21 protein-coding genes are annotated in these 20,076 nt (G+C 42.7%); 2 read left to right on the top strand and 19 right to left on the bottom strand.

The window, feature by feature from the left end; genetic code table 11:
- Window positions 1–47: 47 nt before the first annotated feature.
- From BM095_RS01625 to BM095_RS01570, 12 genes are all read right to left on the bottom strand, one after another.
- Entirely contained in the window at window positions 48–1,835 is a 1,788-nt protein-coding gene (locus tag BM095_RS01625; protein WP_091656490.1) for an ATP-binding protein, read from the bottom strand.
- Window positions 1,835–2,551 carry a response regulator transcription factor gene (locus BM095_RS01620; RefSeq protein ID WP_091656488.1) on the bottom strand — a complete coding sequence of 239 codons (717 nt, stop codon included), beginning with the start codon at window positions 2,549–2,551 and terminating at the stop codon, window positions 1,835–1,837. The genes BM095_RS01625 and BM095_RS01620 overlap by 1 nt, the downstream gene beginning before the upstream one ends.
- Window positions 2,552–2,889: 338 nt before the next feature.
- Entirely contained in the window at window positions 2,890–4,077 is a 1,188-nt protein-coding gene (gene ccsA, locus BM095_RS01615) for a cytochrome c biogenesis protein CcsA (RefSeq protein WP_091656486.1), read from the bottom strand.
- Between the two features lie 21 nt (window positions 4,078–4,098).
- A complete protein-coding gene (locus BM095_RS01610) occupies window positions 4,099–5,733 on the bottom strand; it encodes a cytochrome c biogenesis protein ResB (protein ID WP_091656484.1) in 1,635 nt (544 codons plus the stop codon).
- A gap of 100 nt (window positions 5,734–5,833) precedes the next feature.
- A complete protein-coding gene (locus BM095_RS01605; protein WP_091657825.1) occupies window positions 5,834–6,556 on the bottom strand; it encodes a pseudouridine synthase in 723 nt (240 codons plus the stop codon).
- Window positions 6,557–6,965: 409 nt separating this feature from the next.
- Window positions 6,966–7,496 (bottom strand): spore maturation protein, encoded by a 531-nt coding sequence (locus BM095_RS01600; protein WP_091657822.1) that lies wholly within the window; start codon window positions 7,494–7,496, stop codon window positions 6,966–6,968.
- Entirely contained in the window at window positions 7,496–8,089 is a 594-nt protein-coding gene (locus BM095_RS01595; protein WP_091656482.1) for a nucleoside recognition domain-containing protein, read from the bottom strand. The genes BM095_RS01600 and BM095_RS01595 overlap by 1 nt, the downstream gene beginning before the upstream one ends.
- A 1-nt stretch (window position 8,090) precedes the next feature.
- Complete coding sequence (locus BM095_RS01590) at window positions 8,091–9,221, bottom strand: D-alanyl-D-alanine carboxypeptidase family protein (RefSeq protein ID WP_245757773.1); 1,131 nt, start codon at window positions 9,219–9,221, stop codon at window positions 8,091–8,093.
- 204 nt (window positions 9,222–9,425) lie between these two features.
- The gene (gene spoVAE, locus BM095_RS01585) at window positions 9,426–9,776 is read right to left on the bottom strand and encodes a stage V sporulation protein AE (RefSeq protein WP_091656480.1); all 351 of its coding nucleotides are present in this window, start codon (window positions 9,774–9,776) and stop codon (window positions 9,426–9,428) included.
- Window positions 9,773–10,795, bottom strand: a complete 1,023-nt coding sequence (gene spoVAD, locus BM095_RS01580; RefSeq protein WP_091656478.1) for a stage V sporulation protein AD — start codon at window positions 10,793–10,795, stop codon at window positions 9,773–9,775. Before spoVAD ends, spoVAE begins: the two co-directional genes overlap by 4 nt.
- 1 nt (window position 10,796) lies before the next feature.
- Window positions 10,797–11,267 (bottom strand): stage V sporulation protein AC, encoded by a 471-nt coding sequence (spoVAC, locus tag BM095_RS01575; protein WP_091656476.1) that lies wholly within the window; start codon window positions 11,265–11,267, stop codon window positions 10,797–10,799.
- 8 nt (window positions 11,268–11,275) lie between these two features.
- On the bottom strand, window positions 11,276–11,713 hold the full coding sequence (locus BM095_RS01570) for a hypothetical protein (RefSeq protein ID WP_091656474.1): 438 nt from the start codon (window positions 11,711–11,713) through the stop codon (window positions 11,276–11,278).
- 194 nt (window positions 11,714–11,907) lie between these two features.
- Here BM095_RS01570 and BM095_RS01565 point away from each other — a divergent pair, with 194 nt between their 5' ends.
- Window positions 11,908–12,651, top strand: a complete 744-nt coding sequence (locus BM095_RS01565; protein WP_091656471.1) for a DUF421 domain-containing protein — start codon at window positions 11,908–11,910, stop codon at window positions 12,649–12,651.
- Window positions 12,652–13,075: 424 nt separating this feature from the next.
- Here the strand turns inward: BM095_RS01565 and scpB are convergent, their stop codons facing one another.
- Window positions 13,076–13,660, bottom strand: coding sequence for an SMC-Scp complex subunit ScpB (gene scpB / locus BM095_RS01560; RefSeq protein ID WP_091656468.1), 585 nt, complete (start codon window positions 13,658–13,660; stop codon window positions 13,076–13,078).
- Window positions 13,657–14,403, bottom strand: a complete 747-nt coding sequence (locus BM095_RS01555) for a segregation and condensation protein A (protein WP_091656465.1) — start codon at window positions 14,401–14,403, stop codon at window positions 13,657–13,659. Before BM095_RS01555 ends, scpB begins: the two co-directional genes overlap by 4 nt.
- Window positions 14,404–15,021: 618 nt before the next feature.
- Here BM095_RS01555 and BM095_RS01550 point away from each other — a divergent pair.
- On the top strand, window positions 15,022–15,516 hold the full coding sequence (locus BM095_RS01550) for a DUF309 domain-containing protein (RefSeq protein WP_091656462.1): 495 nt from the start codon (window positions 15,022–15,024) through the stop codon (window positions 15,514–15,516).
- A gap of 162 nt (window positions 15,517–15,678) precedes the next feature.
- Here BM095_RS01550 and BM095_RS01545 read toward each other — a convergent pair whose 3' ends face one another.
- The 5 genes from BM095_RS01545 to ribD all read right to left on the bottom strand — a co-directional run bounded on the left by BM095_RS01545 (window position 15,679) and on the right by ribD (window position 19,810).
- Window positions 15,679–16,068 (bottom strand): GNAT family N-acetyltransferase, encoded by a 390-nt coding sequence (locus BM095_RS01545; RefSeq protein ID WP_091657816.1) that lies wholly within the window; start codon window positions 16,066–16,068, stop codon window positions 15,679–15,681.
- Window positions 16,069–16,308: 240 nt separating this feature from the next.
- Window positions 16,309–16,782: a 6,7-dimethyl-8-ribityllumazine synthase gene (gene ribH, locus BM095_RS01540; protein ID WP_091656460.1), complete on the bottom strand. Its 474-nt coding sequence runs from the start codon at window positions 16,780–16,782 to the stop codon at window positions 16,309–16,311.
- A 38-nt stretch (window positions 16,783–16,820) separates the two neighbouring features.
- Window positions 16,821–18,029 (bottom strand): bifunctional 3,4-dihydroxy-2-butanone-4-phosphate synthase/GTP cyclohydrolase II, encoded by a 1,209-nt coding sequence (locus BM095_RS01535; protein ID WP_091656457.1) that lies wholly within the window; start codon window positions 18,027–18,029, stop codon window positions 16,821–16,823.
- A 33-nt stretch (window positions 18,030–18,062) separates the two neighbouring features.
- Window positions 18,063–18,713, bottom strand: coding sequence for a riboflavin synthase (gene ribE / locus BM095_RS01530; protein WP_091656454.1), 651 nt, complete (start codon window positions 18,711–18,713; stop codon window positions 18,063–18,065).
- Entirely contained in the window at window positions 18,698–19,810 is a 1,113-nt protein-coding gene (gene ribD / locus BM095_RS01525; RefSeq protein WP_091656452.1) for a bifunctional diaminohydroxyphosphoribosylaminopyrimidine deaminase/5-amino-6-(5-phosphoribosylamino)uracil reductase RibD, read from the bottom strand. Before ribD ends, ribE begins: the two co-directional genes overlap by 16 nt.
- Window positions 19,811–20,076 lie beyond the last annotated feature (266 nt).

The following is a 20,076-nucleotide window of genomic DNA, read 5'->3' as shown; positions in this document are numbered from 1 at the left end:
CGGGAGCTATCTATTCTGACCTCATGCTCTCCCTATCCGCTCCCGATTTATGAACGTTCTTCTGGTGTCGGCAATGTAAATCGGAAGGTAGTCCCTTCATCGAGTATACTTTGCACTGATATTTCTCCACCGTGAGCATCAACGATGTTTTTGGCTATAGCAAGTCCTAACCCTGTGCCGCCTTTGCTTCTCGTACGCGCTTTATCTGCTTTATAAAACCGTTCAAATACGTACGGTAGATCTTCTTCAGGAATTCCTGAACCGTTATCCACAATTTCTACTGTAACATCCCGTTTGTTCATCATCACTCGTAAGGAGACTTCCCCTTTTGTATCCGTATGCCGTATCGCGTTATGAACTAAATTAGTGATCACTTGTTCAACTCGATCGGCATCGACGAATGCATCCTCATATTCACCCGATTGCGTGAGTGTTAACTGGACATCTGCTTCTTTTGCCAAACCTTGAAATTTTTTATAAATTCTCTTGCTTAATTCATTAATATTCGTCCATTGCCTGTCAAGCTGGATGTGCCCCGCTTCCATTCTTGCCAGGTCTAACAATTCATTGACAAGCCGGCCCATTCTCATCGATTCGTCATAAATAATTTGAGCAATTTCTTTTTTCTCTTCTTCGCTGGCTGCGATGTCATCAATGATAGCTTCACTATACCCTTGCAACATCGATATAGGTGTTCGCAATTCATGAGAGACGTTGGCGATAAAATCTTTTCTAAGCTTATCGTGCTGTCTCTCTTCTGTCATGTCACGAATCACCGCCACCACTCCTCTTACAAATTCACTGTCATAGAGAGGTGTCATCAGCACGGCAAAGCTGCGACCTTGTAAATCTATTTCTTGCATCTGCTCTTCTTCTAAGGCCACAACTTGTTGAAATAATTTTTTCATTTCTTTAGGAAGCCTGTTAGTATCATCTTGGATGTCATTTTGGAAACGATATAATTCTAGAAATCGTTCCGCTGGCGGATTCGTTACGACAATTTCTCCTTTACGATTGATGGTAACCACACCATCGGCCATACTGCTCAAAATTCTGCTAAACTGCTCTTTTTCGCGATTAAGGGCGGTAATATTCTGATTAAGTGCCCGCCTCATTTTATTGAACGCAATCCCTAACTGGCCGATTTCATCATGGCTCACAATAGGAAGTTTCGTCTCAAAGTCCCCTTTCGCTACATCTAACGCGAGCTGCCTCATTTTACGAAGAGGCGCAGTAATTCGCGAAGATAGGAAAAAGGCGAAGATCGTAGTTAGAATGACGCCAATCCCGGCGGATAATAATATAATTTTCTTCGTTTCTCCGGTGGTATCTTCAATAATGTTAAGAGATTGATAAAGATAAAGAGAGCCACGTTCGTTATCTTGTGTTTCAAATGGCATCCCGACTACAAAGATTTCGTTCTCAATTTCTTCTCCCTCTTCATACAAAGGGAAGTTACCATGCATAATTACTTCTTCTCCATTGCTCTGTACCTTTTCTAGTCGGTCATCCTCTTCGAACACAGTGAGCGGGAGATGGACTTCTTCCTGTTGATTGCTATTCGATTCCCAATAATCTTCGCCATTAAAAATAACTACGTTGGTGTTATAAGACCCTGCAATTTTATCGATGGTGTCAAGTCCGATGGCGGTATCCCGATGTTCTTCCAACACAGAGACAATCACATTCGCATGATTGGTGAGTTGTTCCTCTGCTTCTGAAATATGAAACTGCTCAAAAAATTGAAGAAGAAGAAATGTTAAACATAAAAGTACTGCAATAACAAGGAGAAGAATCGTCCCCCATAGTTTACCTACAACACTTCTCCATAACATTAATCGTCCACTGCCTCAAATTTGTATCCGACTCCCCACACCGTTGAAATCATTTCTGCGGCATCTTGAGATACTTTGCTTAGCTTTTCTCGCAGCCTTTTAATATGGGTGTCCACGGTACGTAAATCTCCGAAGAAATCATAATTCCACACATCTTTAAGGAGCTGCTCTCTCGTAAATACTTTATCCGGAGCTTGCGCTAAATAAAGAAGCAATTCGTATTCTTTTGGAGTTAAATTGATGACCTCCTCATTTACTGTGACACGATGAGCGTCATTGTCTATGGTTAAATGCGGGAAGACATATACGTCTTTCGCTTGCGTCTCGGTTTGGAGAAATTTCGTACTAGAGGCTCTGCGTAAAATAGCCTTCACACGTAAAACCACTTCTCTCGGGCTGAATGGCTTCACAATATAATCGTCTGCTCCAGCTTCAAACCCTTGGACGCGGTTGGACTCTTCTCCTTTTGCTGTTAGCATGATGATTGGAGTAGCTTTTACTTTGCGTAGTTCTTCGCACACTTCCATTCCATCCATTCCAGGCATCATGAGATCCAGCAAAATGACATCAAAATCTTTATTAACGGCTAAGTCTAACGCTTCTTCTCCATTCTCTGCCTCTGTAACTTGGTACTTTTCTCTTTCTAAATACATTTTTAACAACCTGCGGATTCTTTCCTCATCGTCGACGATTAAAACTTTTGTATCTTCATTCATTTTCATACCTCCATACGTATGGTTGTTCTCATGTTACATACAAGAAAAGCGCAAGGCGCCCGAACTTGCACAGGATGTGCTGACTTTTGCGTTGGCTTACGCAGGATGCGTTGACTTTTGCGTTGCAAACAGGACGTTTGCGAAGTTAGCAAAAGATCCATACCTGACGTTTGCGCTTTTAGCAAAAGAACATCCATCTGTGGGCCTGAGGAGGCTTGCCGCCAAGAGTAGGGTTGAAGCGACCTCGAGCCGATGGCGCCTGAAGCTAGACATCACTTAATGAATGCTTCTAAACTTGTAAGAAAACGAGCTGTCCCCGCAGGAACAGCTCCTTTTCATCAGGCATAGGAATGAAGCCCTGCTATAACTAAATTGACAAACACTAAGTTGAACATAATAATAGCAAAGCCTATGACACACAGCCATGCTGACTTTTCTCCGTGCCATCCTCGCGATAAACGTAAGTGTAAATAGGCGGCGTAAAAGAGGAAAGTAATTAAAGCCCATACTTCCTTCGGATCCCATCCCCAGAACCTCGTCCAGGCGATCTGAGCCCAAATCATGGCGAAAATCAATCCGCCCAATGTAAACACCGGGAACCCTATCGCAATAGCTCGATAGCTTACTTCATCGATTGTCTCAGGGTTAATGCCCTTTAAGACTGGCTGCAGTGATCCGCCAATAGGCTTTCTCAAAATGAGACGCAGCAGCACATAAAGAACAACACCTGTAAGCAGTGACCAGACTACCGTGTTCGCGTCATCGCTTCGTAACCAGGATGGTAAATGAATCAAAGGTTCCATCACACCGGATGTTAACAACTGTCCTTCATTCGGACCTAGGATAGCCGGCAAGTGATACACTAATTCAGCTTCATTACCCGTTTCATCCACGTATTGAAACACTGCTTCATAATTTAACAATTGGAACAAGTACCGTACGACGATAAATCCAGCTAAACTCACAAGGGAGTACATAATGAACTCCAGCCAAAACACTTTTTTGTCTCTCTTCGTAAAATCCAACGTACGAATTAAGTAAATAAGCCCTGCTGCAAACCCAATGGATAATATCCCTTGACCGATCGCTGTTGTCGTAACGTGTATTTTGAGCCAATTACTTTGAAGCGATGGTATCAATGGTTCAATTTCCGATGGAAAAATAGAAGCGTAAGCGATAATGAGCATAACCACCGGCATGGTGAACATACCCAACACGTTTGTTTTATAAATGGCGTATATAATGAGGAATGCAAAGCTAAGAGCAATCCCCAGGAACGTCATATATTCAAACATATTACTTACCGGAGCACGTCCCGCTTCCACCCATCTCGTAATAAAGTAACCGAGCGCAAATACGAAACCGGCAATCGCTGTAATGAAGCCTAACGTGCCCCACCTGTTTCCTGTCATATCGCCTTCTTTATCACGCCACTTTCTCCCCGTCACGGAGACAGAAAATAAGATAGTAGACAGTAAATATAAAAAGAAGGCAATCAATAAAAAGGTTTCATTTATGGTATCCATATCGTCACCCCTTCCGTATTCCTATTCCTTTTGTTGGTTTGTGACCAATGCTTCGTTTTCTTTTGCCTCAAACTCTGTCTTTTCAGCTAGTACTTTAAAGTCTTGCTTTATCGAATGGAGATGTTTATTGGTATGTCCAGCGATCCAAAGCTTCTTTCCTGATTTCTGGATCCAAATTCTGCGGTGGGACCAGTATGACCCTTGTATTAAGCCAATCATAAAGATTGAACCGCCTGTAATGAGGAAAGGAAGCGTTAAGTCTTTTCGAACCGTCAAACCGGTGACGTGATTCATCTCTACATCCGCAAAGCTCATTTCATAATCGTTTTCTTTAAAAATATCTTCATTCGTTCGAATTCCTACAAAGCTATACTCCCCTTCATCTGGATGCTCGGGAGAAATAATTTGGAAGATAAAAGCAGGGTTATCCGGCACACTTGAAATGGTGGTTGGTTCCCCTTCTTCATTGAATTCAAAATTAGGGAAATAGGAATGAACGATAACTTTATAGCCATCCCCTAAATCATATTCACTTTTCGGGTCATGTAAATCAATCTCAAGGTTTCCAATGCTTTCTCCTGTTTCTCGGCTGTCGAGAGTAAACGCCATTTTACTTAACTCATTTAATTTATAATCACTTTGATAAAGACCGAAATTATTAAATCGCAGTGGATGGTTCACACGGATCTCGTCTTCTTTCCATACTTCAAGTTCTGGCTCCGTTCCAACCGTCCCTGCATCTTTTCTCTGATATAGCACTGCATCCGTTTGGAAGTTCTCCACGACGGGTTCCCCCGTGCGTTCCATTGCTTCTCCGTATTTTTCATCATTCTCATCATACAATTCCATGAGGAAGCGTTCATTTTTGATAAAATATTCGCCATCTGTTCCGGGGACCACTTTTGTTTCTCCTTCTCGTACCCAAACAGAATCATCGACGTACATTCCCGGGAAAAAGCGAAGTAACGCTCCTGTAAGAAAAATAATAAGTCCTAAATGGTTTACATATGGACCCCATCTTGAAAAACGACCTTTTTCCGCAAGGATGTTTCCATCTTCTTCTCTCACTTTGTACTTTCTTTGTTGCAGCACTTCTTTTGCTTCGGCGATCGCTCTTTCCTGATCGTCCGTCTCTACCTGTCCAACAAACCGTTGACGTTTTAAGAACGCTTCATTTTTCTTAACACGCTGGTTTTTTAACGAACGATAAAGAGGAACTACCCGGTCGATACTTGCAATCACTAAAGAAATACCAAGTGACGCGACTAATGCCATATACCACCACGAACCATAGAGATTGTGAAACCCGAGTTCGTAATAAATTTGTCCAGCAATGCCGTATTCTTCTCTGTAATAGTCGGATGGGGTCACTCCCCCTGGAATGTACATTTCCTGAGGAAATAATGTCCCTAGTGCAGAAGCAGACAGCACTAAAATAATAATCCACACACCGACTTTCACGGAGGAGAAGAAGTTCCATATCTTGTCAATGATCGTCTTGTTATAGGTTTGTGACCTTCTCGCGGTTCCTTCATAACGCATGTCCAAAACGGTAGCTTTTTTATCCTTTTCATCAAGCGGATTCCCGCATGATTGACATAGGCGGGTACCGTAAGGATTGAGATGACCGCACTGTTCGCACTTTTCCTTCTCCATAAAAACACCTCTATTGTGTCTAAACCATCCACCTAGTAGTTATTCCAACCCTAATTATAACGCTAATAGCAAAAGGTTTACATCGTGTTCTTTATGACACTTATGTGACAGCACTGTCGATCAATCTTTTGACTTCAATAGGTTTCAATGGCCGTTTGTCACCTGGTTTTAAATTTTCTAGCGTGAGAAAACTATACTTTTCTCGTTTCAGTTTCATCACGGGGTGGCCAATGGCGTCGAACATCTTTCTTACCTGTTGGTTTCTTCCTTCATGGATCACTAGTTCGACGATGGACGAGTTCGTTTTAATATTAGCTGACTTGATTCTAGCTTTCGCAGGCGCTGTTTTTTTTCCTTCTATCGGGAGGCCTCTCTGTAATGCTTTCAGTTCGTCTTTTCCAGGCTTACCTTTCACTTTTGCGATATACGTTTTATTAATTTTATTTTTAGGATGCATCATTAAATTGGCAAATTCACCATCGTTGGTCAAGAGCAACAGACCGGAAGTTTCGTAATCCAGCCGGCCTACAGGAAATATTCGCTGCTCGACTTCCTTAAAATAATCGGTTACAACCTTGCGGCCACGATCATCTTGAACGGCCGAAATTACTTGCTTTGGCTTATAGAATAAAAAATAAACAGGTTCTTCTTTATCGAGCGGAATACCGTCTACTTCCACGGTGTCTTTCTGAGGGGATACCTTTACACCAAGTTCACGAATTACTTTACCGTTAACTTTTACTCGGCCTTCTTCTATTAATTTCTCTGCTTTACGCCTTGATGTAACCCCTGCATTTGCGATTACTTTTTGTACTCGTTCCATCATGTTCACCTCATGTTCCATCATAACCATCCCAACACCTTTTCACAACCTTAAACTAAGAAAAGCGCAAGCGCCCTGGCTTGCACAGGACGTGCTGACTTCTGCGTTGCGAACAGGACGTTCGCGTACTTAGCAGAAGAACACTAATACGACAAGCGCTGGAGACCCGCCGAGGAGGCTCTGCCGCCGCAGAGCGGGTTGAAGCGACCTCGAGCCGATGGCGCCTGAAGCTAGACAATAAGAAAAGCGCAATCATGTAAGGATGTTCGACTAAGAGCGTCACGTCCTGTGGGGCTAGGAGGCTTGTCGCCACTGTAATCAGGTTTTGAGAGAATAATACTATGTAATTGCTCACAATCGAATAGCTTTTGTCATTTCACAAACAAAAAAAAGAGCTGCCCACCGCAGCTCACCCAAAAACGAGGGTAACAATGAAAATAGAAGCTATAATACCTACTAAATCAGCGAGAAGTCCTACTTTTAAAGCTCCTCCCATATACCTGATACCTGCAGCCCCAAAATAAACCGTTAATACATAAAGCGTCGTATCAGTGCTCCCTTGCATGGTCGACGCTAAACGTCCTATAAAAGAATCAGGGCCATATTCTGCAATTAAGTTGCTGGCCATTCCTAAAGCCCCGCTTCCCGAGATGGGACGCAATATCGCCAGCGGTACAATCTCTGCCGGGATGCCTAAGAACACTAACAATGGCTTTAGAGTCTCAAGCAATAAGTCCATCGCCCCTGATGCCCTAAATACAGAAATCGCTGTCATCATACCGACTAAATAGGGAATGAGTGTGACAGCCAACTGAAAACCGTCTTTTCCTCCTTCCACAAAGCAATCATAAGCAGGCACTTTTTTCACAACAGCATGTAAGAGAATAATCAGGAGTAACAGAGGGATCGTCCATAATGACACAGTTTCAAGCCAATTCATCATATTCTGCCCTTTTTCAGTTTTCGGTGATAGAAGTAGCGATCAATACATAAGGCAGCGATTGTCGAACAGCCTGTTGCAAATATGGTGGTTCCTACAATTTCTGCGGGTGACGCGGAACCATAATTCATACGAATCGCGATGATAGTAGTAGGAATCAACGTGAGACTGGCAGTGTTTAATGCCATTAAAGTAATCATCGAACGGCTCGCTTCTTCTTTATCCCCGTTTAACCTCCTTAATTCTTTGACAGCTTTTATCCCCATAGGAGTAGCAGCATTGCCTAGTCCCATGATGTTAGCAGAGATGTTTGATAAAATATATCCCATGGCGGGATGATTGGCAGGTACATCTGGAAATAACTTTACTGCAATCGGCCGCAGCATATTCGTGAAAGACTTTAACAGACCGCTTGATTTCATAATATTCATAATTCCAAGCCAAAAAACCATCACACTAATTAAACCAAAGCATAAAACGACTGCTTCTTCCGCCCCGGTGAATATCGCTTCCGTGACTTCTTCCATGCGTCCGGTGAACATGGCTGTCACGATCCCTGCGATTAGCATGAACATCCAGATAAGATGTATCAATCTAATCCCCTCCAGTCCATGAACGAAAGAGGTTACCAATTTTCCGAATGATGCCTTCGTTTGTGTTACTGTCTCTCTCAAAAATGACAGACATTTCGTGCGCTACCTCATCTTCCAGCAACCACGTTATTTTCCCTGCTATCGTTTTCTCATCGTGACCATCTATTAATGATCGCTTGATCGATAGTTTCCTCGTTAGTTTCTCATCACTGCTTAATGGGTAACGGAAATCTTCTGGTAAATAAAATGTTCCTTGTTCTACCTCGTTCATCGTAATTTCTTCCTCTTCTTCCGCTATTTGTTTCATGTGAAAGGAAGAAAACGCCCACTCATACATGGAAATGTGATCATCCCAATCCGAGGGAGCATCTAATGTAACAGCAATTAGAGTCATATCTCCCTTTTCTGCTGCACTTACTAATGTCCGACCGGCACTTTTCGTATAGCCTGTCTTTCCTCCGATACAGTATTCGTAAAGAGATGTTAACAGTTTATTTTTGTTACTCCATATACGATCCCAGTCCTCTCCTTCTTGAGGGGCCCTGTATCGTTCTGTTTTGCTAACTTCATTAAATGTGTCATTTGACATCGCGTATTGCATGAGAAGAGCCATATCATAAGCTGTAGAGTAATGATTATCTCCGTCATCTAATCCATGAGGATTCGTAAATTGCGAATTTTTCATCCCAATTTCTTTAGCTTTCTCATTCATTAAATACGTGAATCCTTCCACACTTCCTCCCACATGTTCCGCTATTGCGACTGCCGCATCGTTGCCTGACCTCATCATTAAACCATACGTTAGATTTTCGAGTGAGATGTGCTCTCCTGGCCTTAAGTATAATGAAGAACCTTCCACACCGGCGGCTCGTGTGCTTACCTCTACAGTCTCTCTCCATTTCCCTGATTCAATCGCAAGAATAGCCGTCATGATTTTAGTAATGCTTGCAATTTTTCTTTGCTCATGTTCCTCTTTGCCGTATAAAACGCGTCCACTCTCCTGCTCTATCAAAACTCCCGATCTTCCCGAAATGTGGACGGTATCATCTTGATGGTTAGCATAGACTTCAATGACTGGCAGTACAACCAAAACAGCGCTTAAATAAATGATCATACAAGTTATTTTCTTCATCGGGCACCCCGGCTCCCTTTATCAAATCTCGTCCAACTTGTTAAATTGTATGTACTTGTCCGTTGTTTATGCCCCCTTCGCATAAGTTGGAAAAGCGGTGGGTACAAGTCTGTACTAACAATCGCTCAAAGAAGCCTCTATAAGGGCGATAACAAAAAAATCTGCAAGAACGGACAAAAGTGCGCTCTTGCAGATGTTGTTAAATTAACCTTTTGGTTTAAATACAAGTGCGGCTAAGAAAGAGAATATAATAGCTGCAGAAATACCTGCACTTGTCACTTCAAATATTCCCGTAATTACTCCTATTATTCCTCTTTGCTCTGCCTCGGCCATGGCCCCGTGGACTAATGAATTACCAAAGCTGGTAATCGGGACAGTTGCTCCGGCACCTGCAAAATCAATGAGGGGTTCGTAAAGGCCGAGACCATCTAAAATAGCTCCTGAGACCACAAGCGTTGTCATCGTATGTCCTGGCGTCAACTTTGCTTTATCCATCAATAGTTGTCCGATGGTACAAATGATTCCTCCCACTACAAAGGCCCAGAAATATATCACAGGTTTCCTACCCCTTTCATCTCAATGGACACAGCATGCGCAATACATGGAATTGTCTCATCTTGCTGAACGGATAAAGGACTATGCAATGCACCGGTTGCTACGACAAGCATTCGTGTGAATTCTTGATTTTTTAAGCGATTCAATAGATGTCCGTACACTACAACGGCAGAACAACCTGTCCCACTCCCGCCAGCTTGTACTTCCTCTTGTTCACTTTTGTAAATGAGCAGACCGCAATCAAGACATTGAGCATCCGTGACCATGATGCCCCGCTGCTGAAGAAGATCTTTCATTAATGGTAAGCCGATTTCTCCTAAATCCCCTGTAACGATGTAATCGTAATAAGAAGGATCCAGATCAAAATCAGTAAAGTGGGCTTCAATTGTATCGGCTGCCGCCGGAGCCATCGCTGCCCCCATATTAAATGGATCCGTGACACCTAAATCCATAATTTTTCCGATGGTCGCAGATGTAACGACAGGGCCGGCACCGCTTTTTCCGATAACTGCTGTACCAGAGCCAGTAACTGTCCATTGAGCCGTCGGCGGCTTTTGTGCCCCGTATTCGTTAGGATATCTAAATTGCTTTTCAGTAGCAGCGTTATGGCTTGCTGTGCCGGTTAAAATGTAATCAGCTCCCCCTTTATCCACGATGAAGCTGCTTAAAGCGAGACCTTCCATAGAAGTAGAACATGCCCCAAATAAACCAAAATAGGGAATCGACAATGTACGGCATGCAAAGCTTGTAGCTGTTATTTGGTTAATCAGATCACCTGCAAATAAAAATTGCATATCTTGAGGTTTTTTATTGATCTTGGACAAAGCTGTATAAGAAGCCTCTTCAAATAATCGAGTTTGGGCTTTTTCAAAGGTTGTCTCTGCCATCCAAACATCAGAAAAGAGGTGATCAAAATCTTTTGTTACATTTCCTTTTGCTTCAAACGGCCCGCCTACAACCCCAGTGGACAGGATGACAGGTTCATTTACGAACTTCCAAGATTGACTGCCCTGAAGCATACTATCCCCCCCATTGCATCCATAGTGTTTTTATAAGTGCGATTAAAAAAGCGGAGGTGGTACCGTACACAATGACTGGCCCCGCGAGCTTAAACATATTACCACCTACACCTAGTACATATCCTTCCGTCCGGTATTCAATCGCAGCACTAGACATCGAGTTCGCAAAACCGGTAACAGGCACTGCTACTCCGGCACCTGCAAATTGAGCCAATTTGTCATATACACCAAAACCCGTTAATAACACGGAAATTAAGATTAATACGGCAATCGTAGGATCTCCTGCCGTTTGTTCGTTAAAATCGAAATTATACAGAAAAAAATCTTGTATCAGCTGCCCAAACGTACATACAAGACCACCTATAATAAACGCTTTGAGGCAGTTTAATAAAATGGGAGGTTTCGGTTCTTTTTTGGCTGCGTAATCTTGATATATTTTTTGTTCATTGGTTTGTTGCTGATTTTTTTTCATCCCCTTTCTCACCCTTTCATATGCTCTTCAATCTTCGTTAATCTTTTTTTCAATTCTTCTTCTCCCATCTTCTTGGCTGCCAAATCTTTATTTAATTTACGAAGCTCAATCAGCGCTTTTTTATCCGTTGAAAAATGAACCGTTTCGTTAGGCCATTCCTCTGACAATTTTTTATGTGCCTCTTTTCTAATTTTATCTAAGCGGAGTCTGTCCATGTGCCTCACTTCCGCAGCAGCATATATCTCTTTTTCTTTATCGTCATAGATGGCTACAGATGACGTTATCGGTTCCATTTCCTCCATGATCGACTCGGACTTCGTCATCGCTTCATTCAAATGTTCTGTCTCTGAAGAAGTGTTTTGGTCCTGACAGCCGCCTAAAACAGAGAAAAGTAAACAAAGAATACATATTTGCTTACATAATATTTTTGTCTTCTGCGCTTTCATTTAGCTCCTTCCTTCCTGAGGTTTCTATACCTTTCCTTCCCGTCTGTATGGATTGAGGTCTCGCACGTTTAGTATGAAATAAGGATGAATGTTTTATGTACCGTTAGGAAAAGTGACATTAGAAGAAAACGGTGGGATAAAATACGGAAAAATGTTCACCATACTGTAATGAAAGATAGACGAACTCTGTATGAATGTCTGCAAGCACACATAACGGAGAAGGACTAGAAGGGGGATGGAGTCTAGTGCCGTTCAATTTTTTACACTTAACGTTAGAACTAATTGTCGGTTTCGTCGCTTTATTATTTATAACGAAAGCACTGGGCAAAACACAGATCAGCCAAATTACTCCCTTTGACTTCATTTCAGCACTCATTTTAGGTGAATTAGTCGGAAATGCGATTTATGATAAGGAAATAGGCATCCACTACGTGTTATACGCCGTCATTTTATGGGCGCTGCTAATCATTATTATTGAAAAAATTACGCAAAAGAAAAAAGCCTCCCGAAGCTTTTTAGAAGGCAGGCCGACTATTGTCATACGTGAAGGAAAAATTGACTATGAGGCGTTAAGACATAATAAGCTGGACTTAAACCAGCTCCAGCATCTATTGAGAGATAAGGATGTATTTTCCTTCCAAGACGTTCATTATGCAATTCTTGAAGCGAATGGTACGGTGAATGTGATGAAGACGCCCTCTTCCTCACCAACAACAAATAAAGATTGGATGGCCGCTGTTCCTGCACCTTCTCCCATGCCGCTCTCTGTTATTCTAGATGGAGAATGGATAGAGGATAATATAAACGAAGCGAATTTAAACAAAGGAGACATTTTAGCGGATATTCATGATCAGAATATTCCCGCTCTCGAAAAAGTGCTGTATGCAGAATGGAATGGTTCTTATCCACTTTATATTCAAACGTATGAAACAAAATGAACAAGAAAAAGTGAGGCTGGGACAAAACTAGAATAGTCAACTCTAAAGACGAACGATCACATGTTGAAGGAGTCACCCGTTTCATAAACGCAGTGTATCAGCGTAGTCAAAATACGTAGACTCCAGCGGGAACAGCACGAGCTGAAGATCCCGCAGGAAAGCCGTTTTCGCTTTCCGAGGAAGCTGAAGCCGTGCCCGCGGAAAGCGAAGTATTTTGACAAAGCGACAACATAAGTTGTTCGGATTTATCTTTCATTTAAATACTTTTGTCCCAGCCTCTGCCAAGAGAAGAGTTGAGTGACCTCGAGCCGATAACGTCTGAAGCAGAGATCACTCCATTAAAAAAACAGCGCGCGCCAGAGAAGAGCCCCCATATAGAGGGGAGGCTGACTCCCGAGCATGGGCCATCCTTATATATGACAGATCAGAGCTGATTGTTGATCGATTGAAAGAACAATTCAGCCTCTTCTCCATGTGACCCGTCTTCCTCTTCAGAAGTGACATCTTCTAAATCGGGAAGGTCTTCGAGAGAGGATAAGTGAAAATGCTCTAAAAAACGTTCCGTTGTTTTATATAAAATGGGGCGGCCTATGCTTGCTGCCCTTCCTGCTTCCTGAATGAATTCTTTATTCACTAATGTAGACAGCGCGGCCTCTGACTTCACTCCTCGAATTTCTTCAATCTCCGTCCGGCTTACCGGCTGGTTGTAAGCAACAATAGCTAACGTTTCTAACGCGGCTTGTGAGAGTTTTCCCTTTGAAGCTGGCCGCATTAGCTTTTGAATATAAGGTGCAATCTCATCCTTTGTCACTAAACGGTATGTATCTTCAATGCGTATGATTTGTAAGCCCGGAACGTATAGATCGGTATATTCTTTACATGTCTCAAGCTGATGTTCTGCCTCCTCTACTGTTATATCAAGCAATTCAGCTGTTTCTTTAAGAAGCAGTCCTTCTTGCCCGCGTACATATAACATGCCAAGAATAATGGCGTGTATGTTTTGGCTCATCCCTCTTCCTCCTCACGCAGGTGTAATAGGATATCCCCAAAGTTATCTGATTGTTTACAGACTATTTTTCGCTCTTTCATTAATTCTAAAACAGCTAAAAACGTGACTACTTTCTTTGGCTTATCCATCGACGTAAATAATTCTTGAAACGTGACATCACCTTTTTGAGACGAGAGCTTCGTTACTATGTTGTCCATGCTCTCTTCCATCGAAAAATCCTCAGATGGTATAGAATGAATGGTTTCGTCCACCTTCTCAGTCGTATTACTTTTCAATGAAAGGTAAGCCTCCAGCATATCAAATAACGTGACATCCGGTGAAACCTCTTTCCCTCTCTCGACTTCTTCCAACTCATCCGGCTCTTTGCTGTAGCGAGTCACTTCCTGGGTATCACGACTTTTTAATTCTTCGGCTGCACTTTTATATTTTTTGTATTCGACTAACTTCGTTAAAAGTTCGTCTCTTATCTCTTCTTCCGTTTCGCTGTCTTCTTCCATATCTAAACTAGTGTCACGGGGCAGCAGCATCGTACTCTTTATTTCCAATAAGGTTGCTGCCATGACTAAATATTCGCTAGCTATATTTAATTCGAGTTCTTGCATCGTACGGACATATTTTAAGTACTGATTTGTTATTTCTGCAAGGGGGATGTGATAGATATCCATCTCTGATTGTTGTACTAAATGGAGAAGTAAATCTAATGGCCCTTCAAAGCTGTCTATCTTGACACTGTACCGTTTCATTCATTTCCACCCCAGCCATTATAGTTGTTAAAGCAAAGTAAATTATATCATACCTTGCCCATTCCAGTGTTAGATGGGAGGGTAAGGTATGCGTCAAGTTTTCCTCGAGAAGGTTATTGCACTAACATTTCCAGCACTCGATTTTTGTACACCGTTTATCTCTTAAGGGGAGGGTTGACTTCCACTCGCTCTGGGCGAATGCTTTCCGCGGGCATGGCTTGAGCCTCCTCGACCCGCTAAAGCGTGTCTGCGGGGTCTCAAGACTCATGCTTCTCCCGCTGGAGTCATCGCCCAACGCTCCTTCCAGTCAATAAACACACTAGAAAATTATAAATAGCTATAGGATATATAAACATCAATAAAACACAGATATTGCCTACTTTGTCACCTTCACCCTTTTCCCCTGGGTGGTTCTTCCTGGATGAAGATCCTTTCAAGGGTTTGACGTTGTCCTCACTACATTCGCTCTTGACGAAACCTTCCTCCATAAGATGTTTTTTGCGATAATTAGCTCAAATAATCTTGAGAAATATTTTACACATACGAGAGGAAGGTAAGACCGTTCTATCATCTATGTTACACTGAGCATTACCGATACTACTGGAAAGGAAGAAAATCATGGATAAGTATCCAGAGGCTTACATTCAATTTCTCATTCACTTTCACGGCAGCCGTGATTTCTTTGAATGCCATGAAATCCTGGAGGAGCATTGGAAAAGAAAAAAAAGAGGAAACAGAGACGCCTATTGGACGGGGCTCATTCAACTGGCTGTCGCCTTATATCATCACAGAAGAGCGAATCACACCGGCGCTCTCAAATTGTTTCGTAACAGTGAGAAGATTATCCAAGCACATGCTGAAAAGGTCGAACGTTTAGCGATCGATACAGGTTCATTACTTCATTTGATCGATGAGAAGATAAGTGACGTTCTCGAAGAAAAACCATACGCGGATATGAACCTTCCTTTAACAGATGAATCGCTGATAGAAGCTTGTAAAAAGCGCTGCCGTGCCCAACAGATCGAATGGCAAAGAAAAAGTGATCTAGACAACCCTTATCTCGTACACAAACATATGTTGCGTGATGACTCGACGTTTAAAATAGAAAAGTGAAACAAAGGAAAGCTGTCCCGGCAACGACTTGCACGGTACAGCTTTCTTCAGAAATATATCAATGGGTTGTTTTCAAGCGTTCGCTTCCATAAAAGAAGACCTGTTTCGGGGCAAAGATCACTTGCCCTCCATCAGTTAACTTCCTGTAGAAATAGCCCTCATTTAACCGCTCACTTTGCTCGGCTGTTCCGGCGAAGGCTGTTCTTTATCACGCTGACACGTGCCTAAAAAAGCAGCCGTTTCCTCACAAGGAATCAGTTCAGCATCGAGTCTTTCTTTAATAGTGTGGACCATTTCTTTCCCTATTCCTTCTTCTCGATAGGACGGGTTCACACATATATGCTTTAATTCCACCACGTCAGGGCCACGATGATACAGCCCTAATACGCCAATAATATCCTCGTTCTCTTTCCACAAATAAAGCTGCCAATCGTTATTCTCTTCGTAACAGGCAATTGTGTCTTGAAGATCCTTTACGTCTTTCTGTTCCGGCATGTAAGAAAGGAGCCCCATCGCTATTTTTTTATAAGCAGGTTTATACTTAATAAACATGTGAATCATCCCTTATTTCTCTCGAAATTTCAAACGAACGTGCACCCTGATCAGAATAAAATTAAACATTCCAGTACCAGAACTGCGTAACAGATCATCGAGATAACATGCAGCACTGACTATATACATTCTATACAAAGAGGTTATCATATTTCGCCCAAATCTTCACTCACGAATTTTTTATTCGCAAAGTGAAACATGACGGTCATCCGTCATGTTTTTATGATCGCGTATAGTAGTTTACCCTTTTTTGAACTTTTTATCAAGGTTAGCCATTTCAATAGCGGTTATAGCAGCATCTGCCCCTTTATTGCCTGCTTTCGTTCCTGCTCTTTCAATTGCTTGTTCAATTGTATTCGTGGTGAGGACACCAAAAATAACAGGCAATCCTTTATCAAGAGACAGACGCCCTATCCCTTTCGCCGCTTCCCCGCATACATAGTCAAAATGAGGGGTAGACCCTTTAATCACCGCTCCCAGCGTAATGATCGCGTCGTACCTTCCACTATCGGCCATTAACTTTGCAGCATAAGGAAGTTCGAAAGCACCAGGCACCCACGTTATATCTATGTCTTCCTCTGCTACGCCATGACGCTTTAACGTATTTTCTGCTCCTTCCAAAAGCTTGGAAGTAATAAAGTCATTAAAACGACCAGCTGCAATTCCTATTTTTAAACCTGTTCCCACTAATTCGCCTTCATATACGTTAGACATTACAACGACTCCTTTTTCTCTCATTGGCTTTCCTCGCTCTAAAAGTGAAGCATATGACCGAGTTTTGAATGTTTGGTTCGTAAATATTTCTCATTATCTTTGTTATACGGAAGCTGTAAAGGTACTCTCTCTACTACTTCTAGCCCGTACCCCTTTAAACCTGTGATTTTACGAGGGTTATTTGTTAACAGCTTCATTTTCGTGATGCCCACATCTCTCAACACTTGCGCTCCAATACCATAATCTCGTAAATCAGGTTTAAAACCTAATTTCTCATTGGCTTCCACGGTATCATAGCCTTCTTCTTGCAGTTGGTAAGCCCGCAGCTTATTAATTAAACCAATGCCGCGCCCTTCTTGTCTCATATATAATAAAACGCCTTTTCCTTCTTCTTCAATCTGCTCAAGGGCTGCTTGAAGCTGAGGTCCGCAATCACAGCGATGAGAACCAAACACATCACCTGTCAAACATTCGGAGTGTACACGCACGAGTGTCGGTTCCTCTGGATCAATGTCGCCTTTCACAAGGGCGATGATTTCTTTGTCGTCAACGATAGAAGTATAACCATACGCTTTAAACTCGCCAAAGTCTGTTGGAAGTTTAATTTCAGCTTCTCTCTTCACTAGCTTGTCTTTTTTATGACGGTAATGGATGAGATCTTTAATGGTGATCATTTTTAGACCATGTTCATCTGCGATTTTTCTTAAATCGGGTACCCGAGCCATTTCCCCGTTATCTTTAATAATTTCACAAATGACTCCGGCAGGCTCAGAACCTGACAGTCTCGCTAAGTCAATTGCCGCTTCTGTGTGGCCTGCACGCCGCAGGACGCCTCCGTTTTTAGCTACGAGCGGGAACACGTGACCGGGACGTTTGAATTCATGACTTGTAGCATTTGGGCGAAGAAGCGCTCGTATCGTGTCCGCTCGTTCGCTGGCCGATATTCCAGTAGTGGTGGACTCATGATCGATGCTCACAGTAAAAGCTGTTCCATGTGGATCTGTATTGTTTTCTACCATAGGAACAAGCCCAAGATTCCGGGCACGGTCTTCTAAAATAGGAGTACAAACTAACCCGCGTCCGTACGTAATCATGAAATTAATCGTTTCTGGCGTCACTTGATCTGCTAAAGCAACAAAGTCACCTTCATTTTCTCTATCCTCATCATCACATACAATAACCACTTTACCCTGCATTAACTCATATATAGCCTCTTCAATTGGGTCAAAAACTTGTTTTTCGTTCATTGTTGATCACTTCTTTCCCCTATATTCAGTTCATTACATATAGCCATTTTCCGACAACGTTTCTCTCGTTATCCCCGCTGAATGATTTTTCTGGGAGTTCATTAATCGTTCTGTATATTTCATTAACATATCCGTCTCAATATTAACAGGGTCCCCGACTTTTTTACTGCTTAAAATAGTTTCTTCCCATGTATGGGGGATAATGGAGATCGTAAGCGTATTTTTCTCATCATCTACACCAAAAATGGTTAAGCTGATACCATCGATCGCCACGGAACCTTTTAACACCACATAAGGCATGAATGTCTCTGGTATAGAAATGTCAATGTAATAAGCATTTTCGTAGGGAGTGATCGATTGAATACGACCAGCGGCATCTACGTGTCCGGATACAAAGTGACCTCCGAATCTCCCATTAGCAGACATGGCCCGCTCCACGTTCACTTCTGATCCTGGCTTTATCATTCTCAAACTCGTTGCTTTCACTGTTTCAGGCATGACGTCTACTTTAAACGATAAGTCGTGGATGGATGTTACGGTTAAACATACTCCGTTCACAGAAATACTGTCACCTAGTTGGATATCTTCCATAATTTTATTTGCTTGAATAGTAAGCACCATTGCTTCTGATGTTTCGTCGATATTTTGAATAACCGCTTTTTCCTCAATTATTCCTGTAAACATGTATATCTCTCCTTCTTACGGGGCAAAGCAGTTATTTTTAGATCTTTTCCTACATGCTCCGTTGAAACAATTTCTAGATCTACTGTGTCCTCCATGTGGGCGAAACCTTCTCCTCCTATCACCGGGGGAGCATTCACACCGCCAATTAGTTTAGGTGCCACGTAGCAAACGATTTCCTGAAATGCTTTTTCTTCTAAAAAGCTGCCATGGACGGAGGATCCGCCTTCCACGTATAAAGAAGTTATCCCTTTTTCTCCTAATATTGAGAGAACTTCATGAATATCGATGTGAGTGCGTGACGTCGGCAGAATAACAGCACCTTTATATCTTAATGCTTCCCGCTTTTCTTGATCCGCATCCTTTCCACATATAATCCATACCGGGGCTTGATGGTCCTCCAGCATTTTCGCTTCCGGTGATGTCTTCAAATGGGTATCTAATATCACTCTGCAAGGAGATAACCCGCCATTTGGGAGGCGAACCGTGAGAGAAGGATCATCGGATAAAACGGTTCCGCTGCCAACTAAGATAGCATCGTTCTGGTGGCGCAGGCGGTGGCCGTCTTCTCTCGCGTCCGGCCCTGTTATCCATTGGCTTTCCTTAAGTGTGGTAGCTGTCTTGCCATCCAGGGAAGAAGCTGTTTTTAACGTGACATACGGAAGACCCGTGTTTATATAATGAAAGAAGTGACGATTTAACCAATCTGCTTCGTCTTTCAGAACACCAAATGTTACTTCAATGCCTGCCTCTTCTAATTTTTTTATTCCATTTCCCGCCACTTCCGGGTTAGGATCTTTTGTAGCAACAACCGCCCTCTTAATTTGTTTCTCTATAATTAAATCCGCACAAGGGGGCGTCTTTCCATAATGACTGCACGGTTCAAGCGTTACATAAATCGTTGCCCCTTTTGCTTCCTCACCAGCCATGGTCAGGGCATTCACTTCCGCATGGGCTTCCCCCGCTTTAAGATGAGCAGCGACCCCTAACAATCTGCCATTTTTTACAACAGCAGCGCCCACGACTGGATTAGGCGAGGTTTGACCTTTGGTGGCCTGTGCAACTTGTAATGCAAGCTCCATATATTCTTCGTCTGTCATATAGCATCCTCTTTTCCAAGGCAATGAAATTAAGAAAAGCGCAAGGCGCCTGCCTATCGGCGATAAGCGCTGGAGACCCGCCGAGGAGGCCACGCCGCCGCAGTGCGGGTTGAAGCGACCTCGAGCCGATGGCGCCTGGAGCTAGACAATAGAAAAGCGCAAGGCGCCCTCTTGCACAGGATGTGCTGGCTTCTGCGTTAGCTCGTACACGATGTACTGACTTCTGTGTTGCAAACAGGACGTTTGCGGTCTTAGCAGAAGATCTA

Origin of the sequence: Alteribacillus iranensis (genome assembly GCF_900113025.1) — a bacterium.
GTDB lineage: Bacteria > Bacillota > Bacilli > Bacillales > Marinococcaceae > Alteribacillus_A > Alteribacillus_A iranensis.
This window is presented reverse-complemented; position numbering and strand designations above follow the sequence as displayed.

Excerpts from the sequence above, each read along its gene's own strand:
- spoVAD (WP_091656478.1), bottom strand. The coding sequence starts at position 10,795 with ATGCTTCAGGGCAGTCAATCTTGGAAGTTCGTAAATGAACCTGTCATC.
- BM095_RS01625 (WP_091656490.1), bottom strand. The coding sequence starts at position 1,835 with ATGTTATGGAGAAGTGTTGTAGGTAAACTATGGGGGACGATTCTTCTC.
- BM095_RS01620 (WP_091656488.1), bottom strand. The coding sequence starts at position 2,551 with ATGAATGAAGATACAAAAGTTTTAATCGTCGACGATGAGGAAAGAATC.
- BM095_RS01570 (WP_091656474.1), bottom strand. The coding sequence starts at position 11,713 with ATGAAAGCGCAGAAGACAAAAATATTATGTAAGCAAATATGTATTCTT.
- BM095_RS01590 (WP_245757773.1), bottom strand. The coding sequence starts at position 9,221 with ATGAAGAAAATAACTTGTATGATCATTTATTTAAGCGCTGTTTTGGTT.
- scpB (WP_091656468.1), bottom strand. The coding sequence starts at position 13,660 with ATGAGCCAAAACATACACGCCATTATTCTTGGCATGTTATATGTACGC.
- ribD (WP_091656452.1), bottom strand. The coding sequence starts at position 19,810 with ATGACAGACGAAGAATATATGGAGCTTGCATTACAAGTTGCACAGGCC.
- BM095_RS01550 (WP_091656462.1), top strand. The coding sequence starts at position 15,022 with ATGGATAAGTATCCAGAGGCTTACATTCAATTTCTCATTCACTTTCAC.
- ccsA (WP_091656486.1), bottom strand. The coding sequence starts at position 4,077 with ATGGATACCATAAATGAAACCTTTTTATTGATTGCCTTCTTTTTATAT.
- ribE (WP_091656454.1), bottom strand. The coding sequence starts at position 18,713 with ATGTTTACAGGAATAATTGAGGAAAAAGCGGTTATTCAAAATATCGAC.
- BM095_RS01605 (WP_091657825.1), bottom strand. The coding sequence starts at position 6,556 with ATGGAACGAGTACAAAAAGTAATCGCAAATGCAGGGGTTACATCAAGG.
- BM095_RS01565 (WP_091656471.1), top strand. The coding sequence starts at position 11,908 with ATGTCTGCAAGCACACATAACGGAGAAGGACTAGAAGGGGGATGGAGT.
- BM095_RS01610 (WP_091656484.1), bottom strand. The coding sequence starts at position 5,733 with ATGGAGAAGGAAAAGTGCGAACAGTGCGGTCATCTCAATCCTTACGGT.
- ribH (WP_091656460.1), bottom strand. The coding sequence starts at position 16,782 with ATGTCTAACGTATATGAAGGCGAATTAGTGGGAACAGGTTTAAAAATA.
- BM095_RS01555 (WP_091656465.1), bottom strand. The coding sequence starts at position 14,403 with ATGAAACGGTACAGTGTCAAGATAGACAGCTTTGAAGGGCCATTAGAT.
- spoVAC (WP_091656476.1), bottom strand. The coding sequence starts at position 11,267 with ATGAAAAAAAATCAGCAACAAACCAATGAACAAAAAATATATCAAGAT.
- BM095_RS01545 (WP_091657816.1), bottom strand. The coding sequence starts at position 16,068 with ATGTTTATTAAGTATAAACCTGCTTATAAAAAAATAGCGATGGGGCTC.
- BM095_RS01535 (WP_091656457.1), bottom strand. The coding sequence starts at position 18,029 with ATGAACGAAAAACAAGTTTTTGACCCAATTGAAGAGGCTATATATGAG.
- BM095_RS01600 (WP_091657822.1), bottom strand. The coding sequence starts at position 7,496 with ATGAATTGGCTTGAAACTGTGTCATTATGGACGATCCCTCTGTTACTC.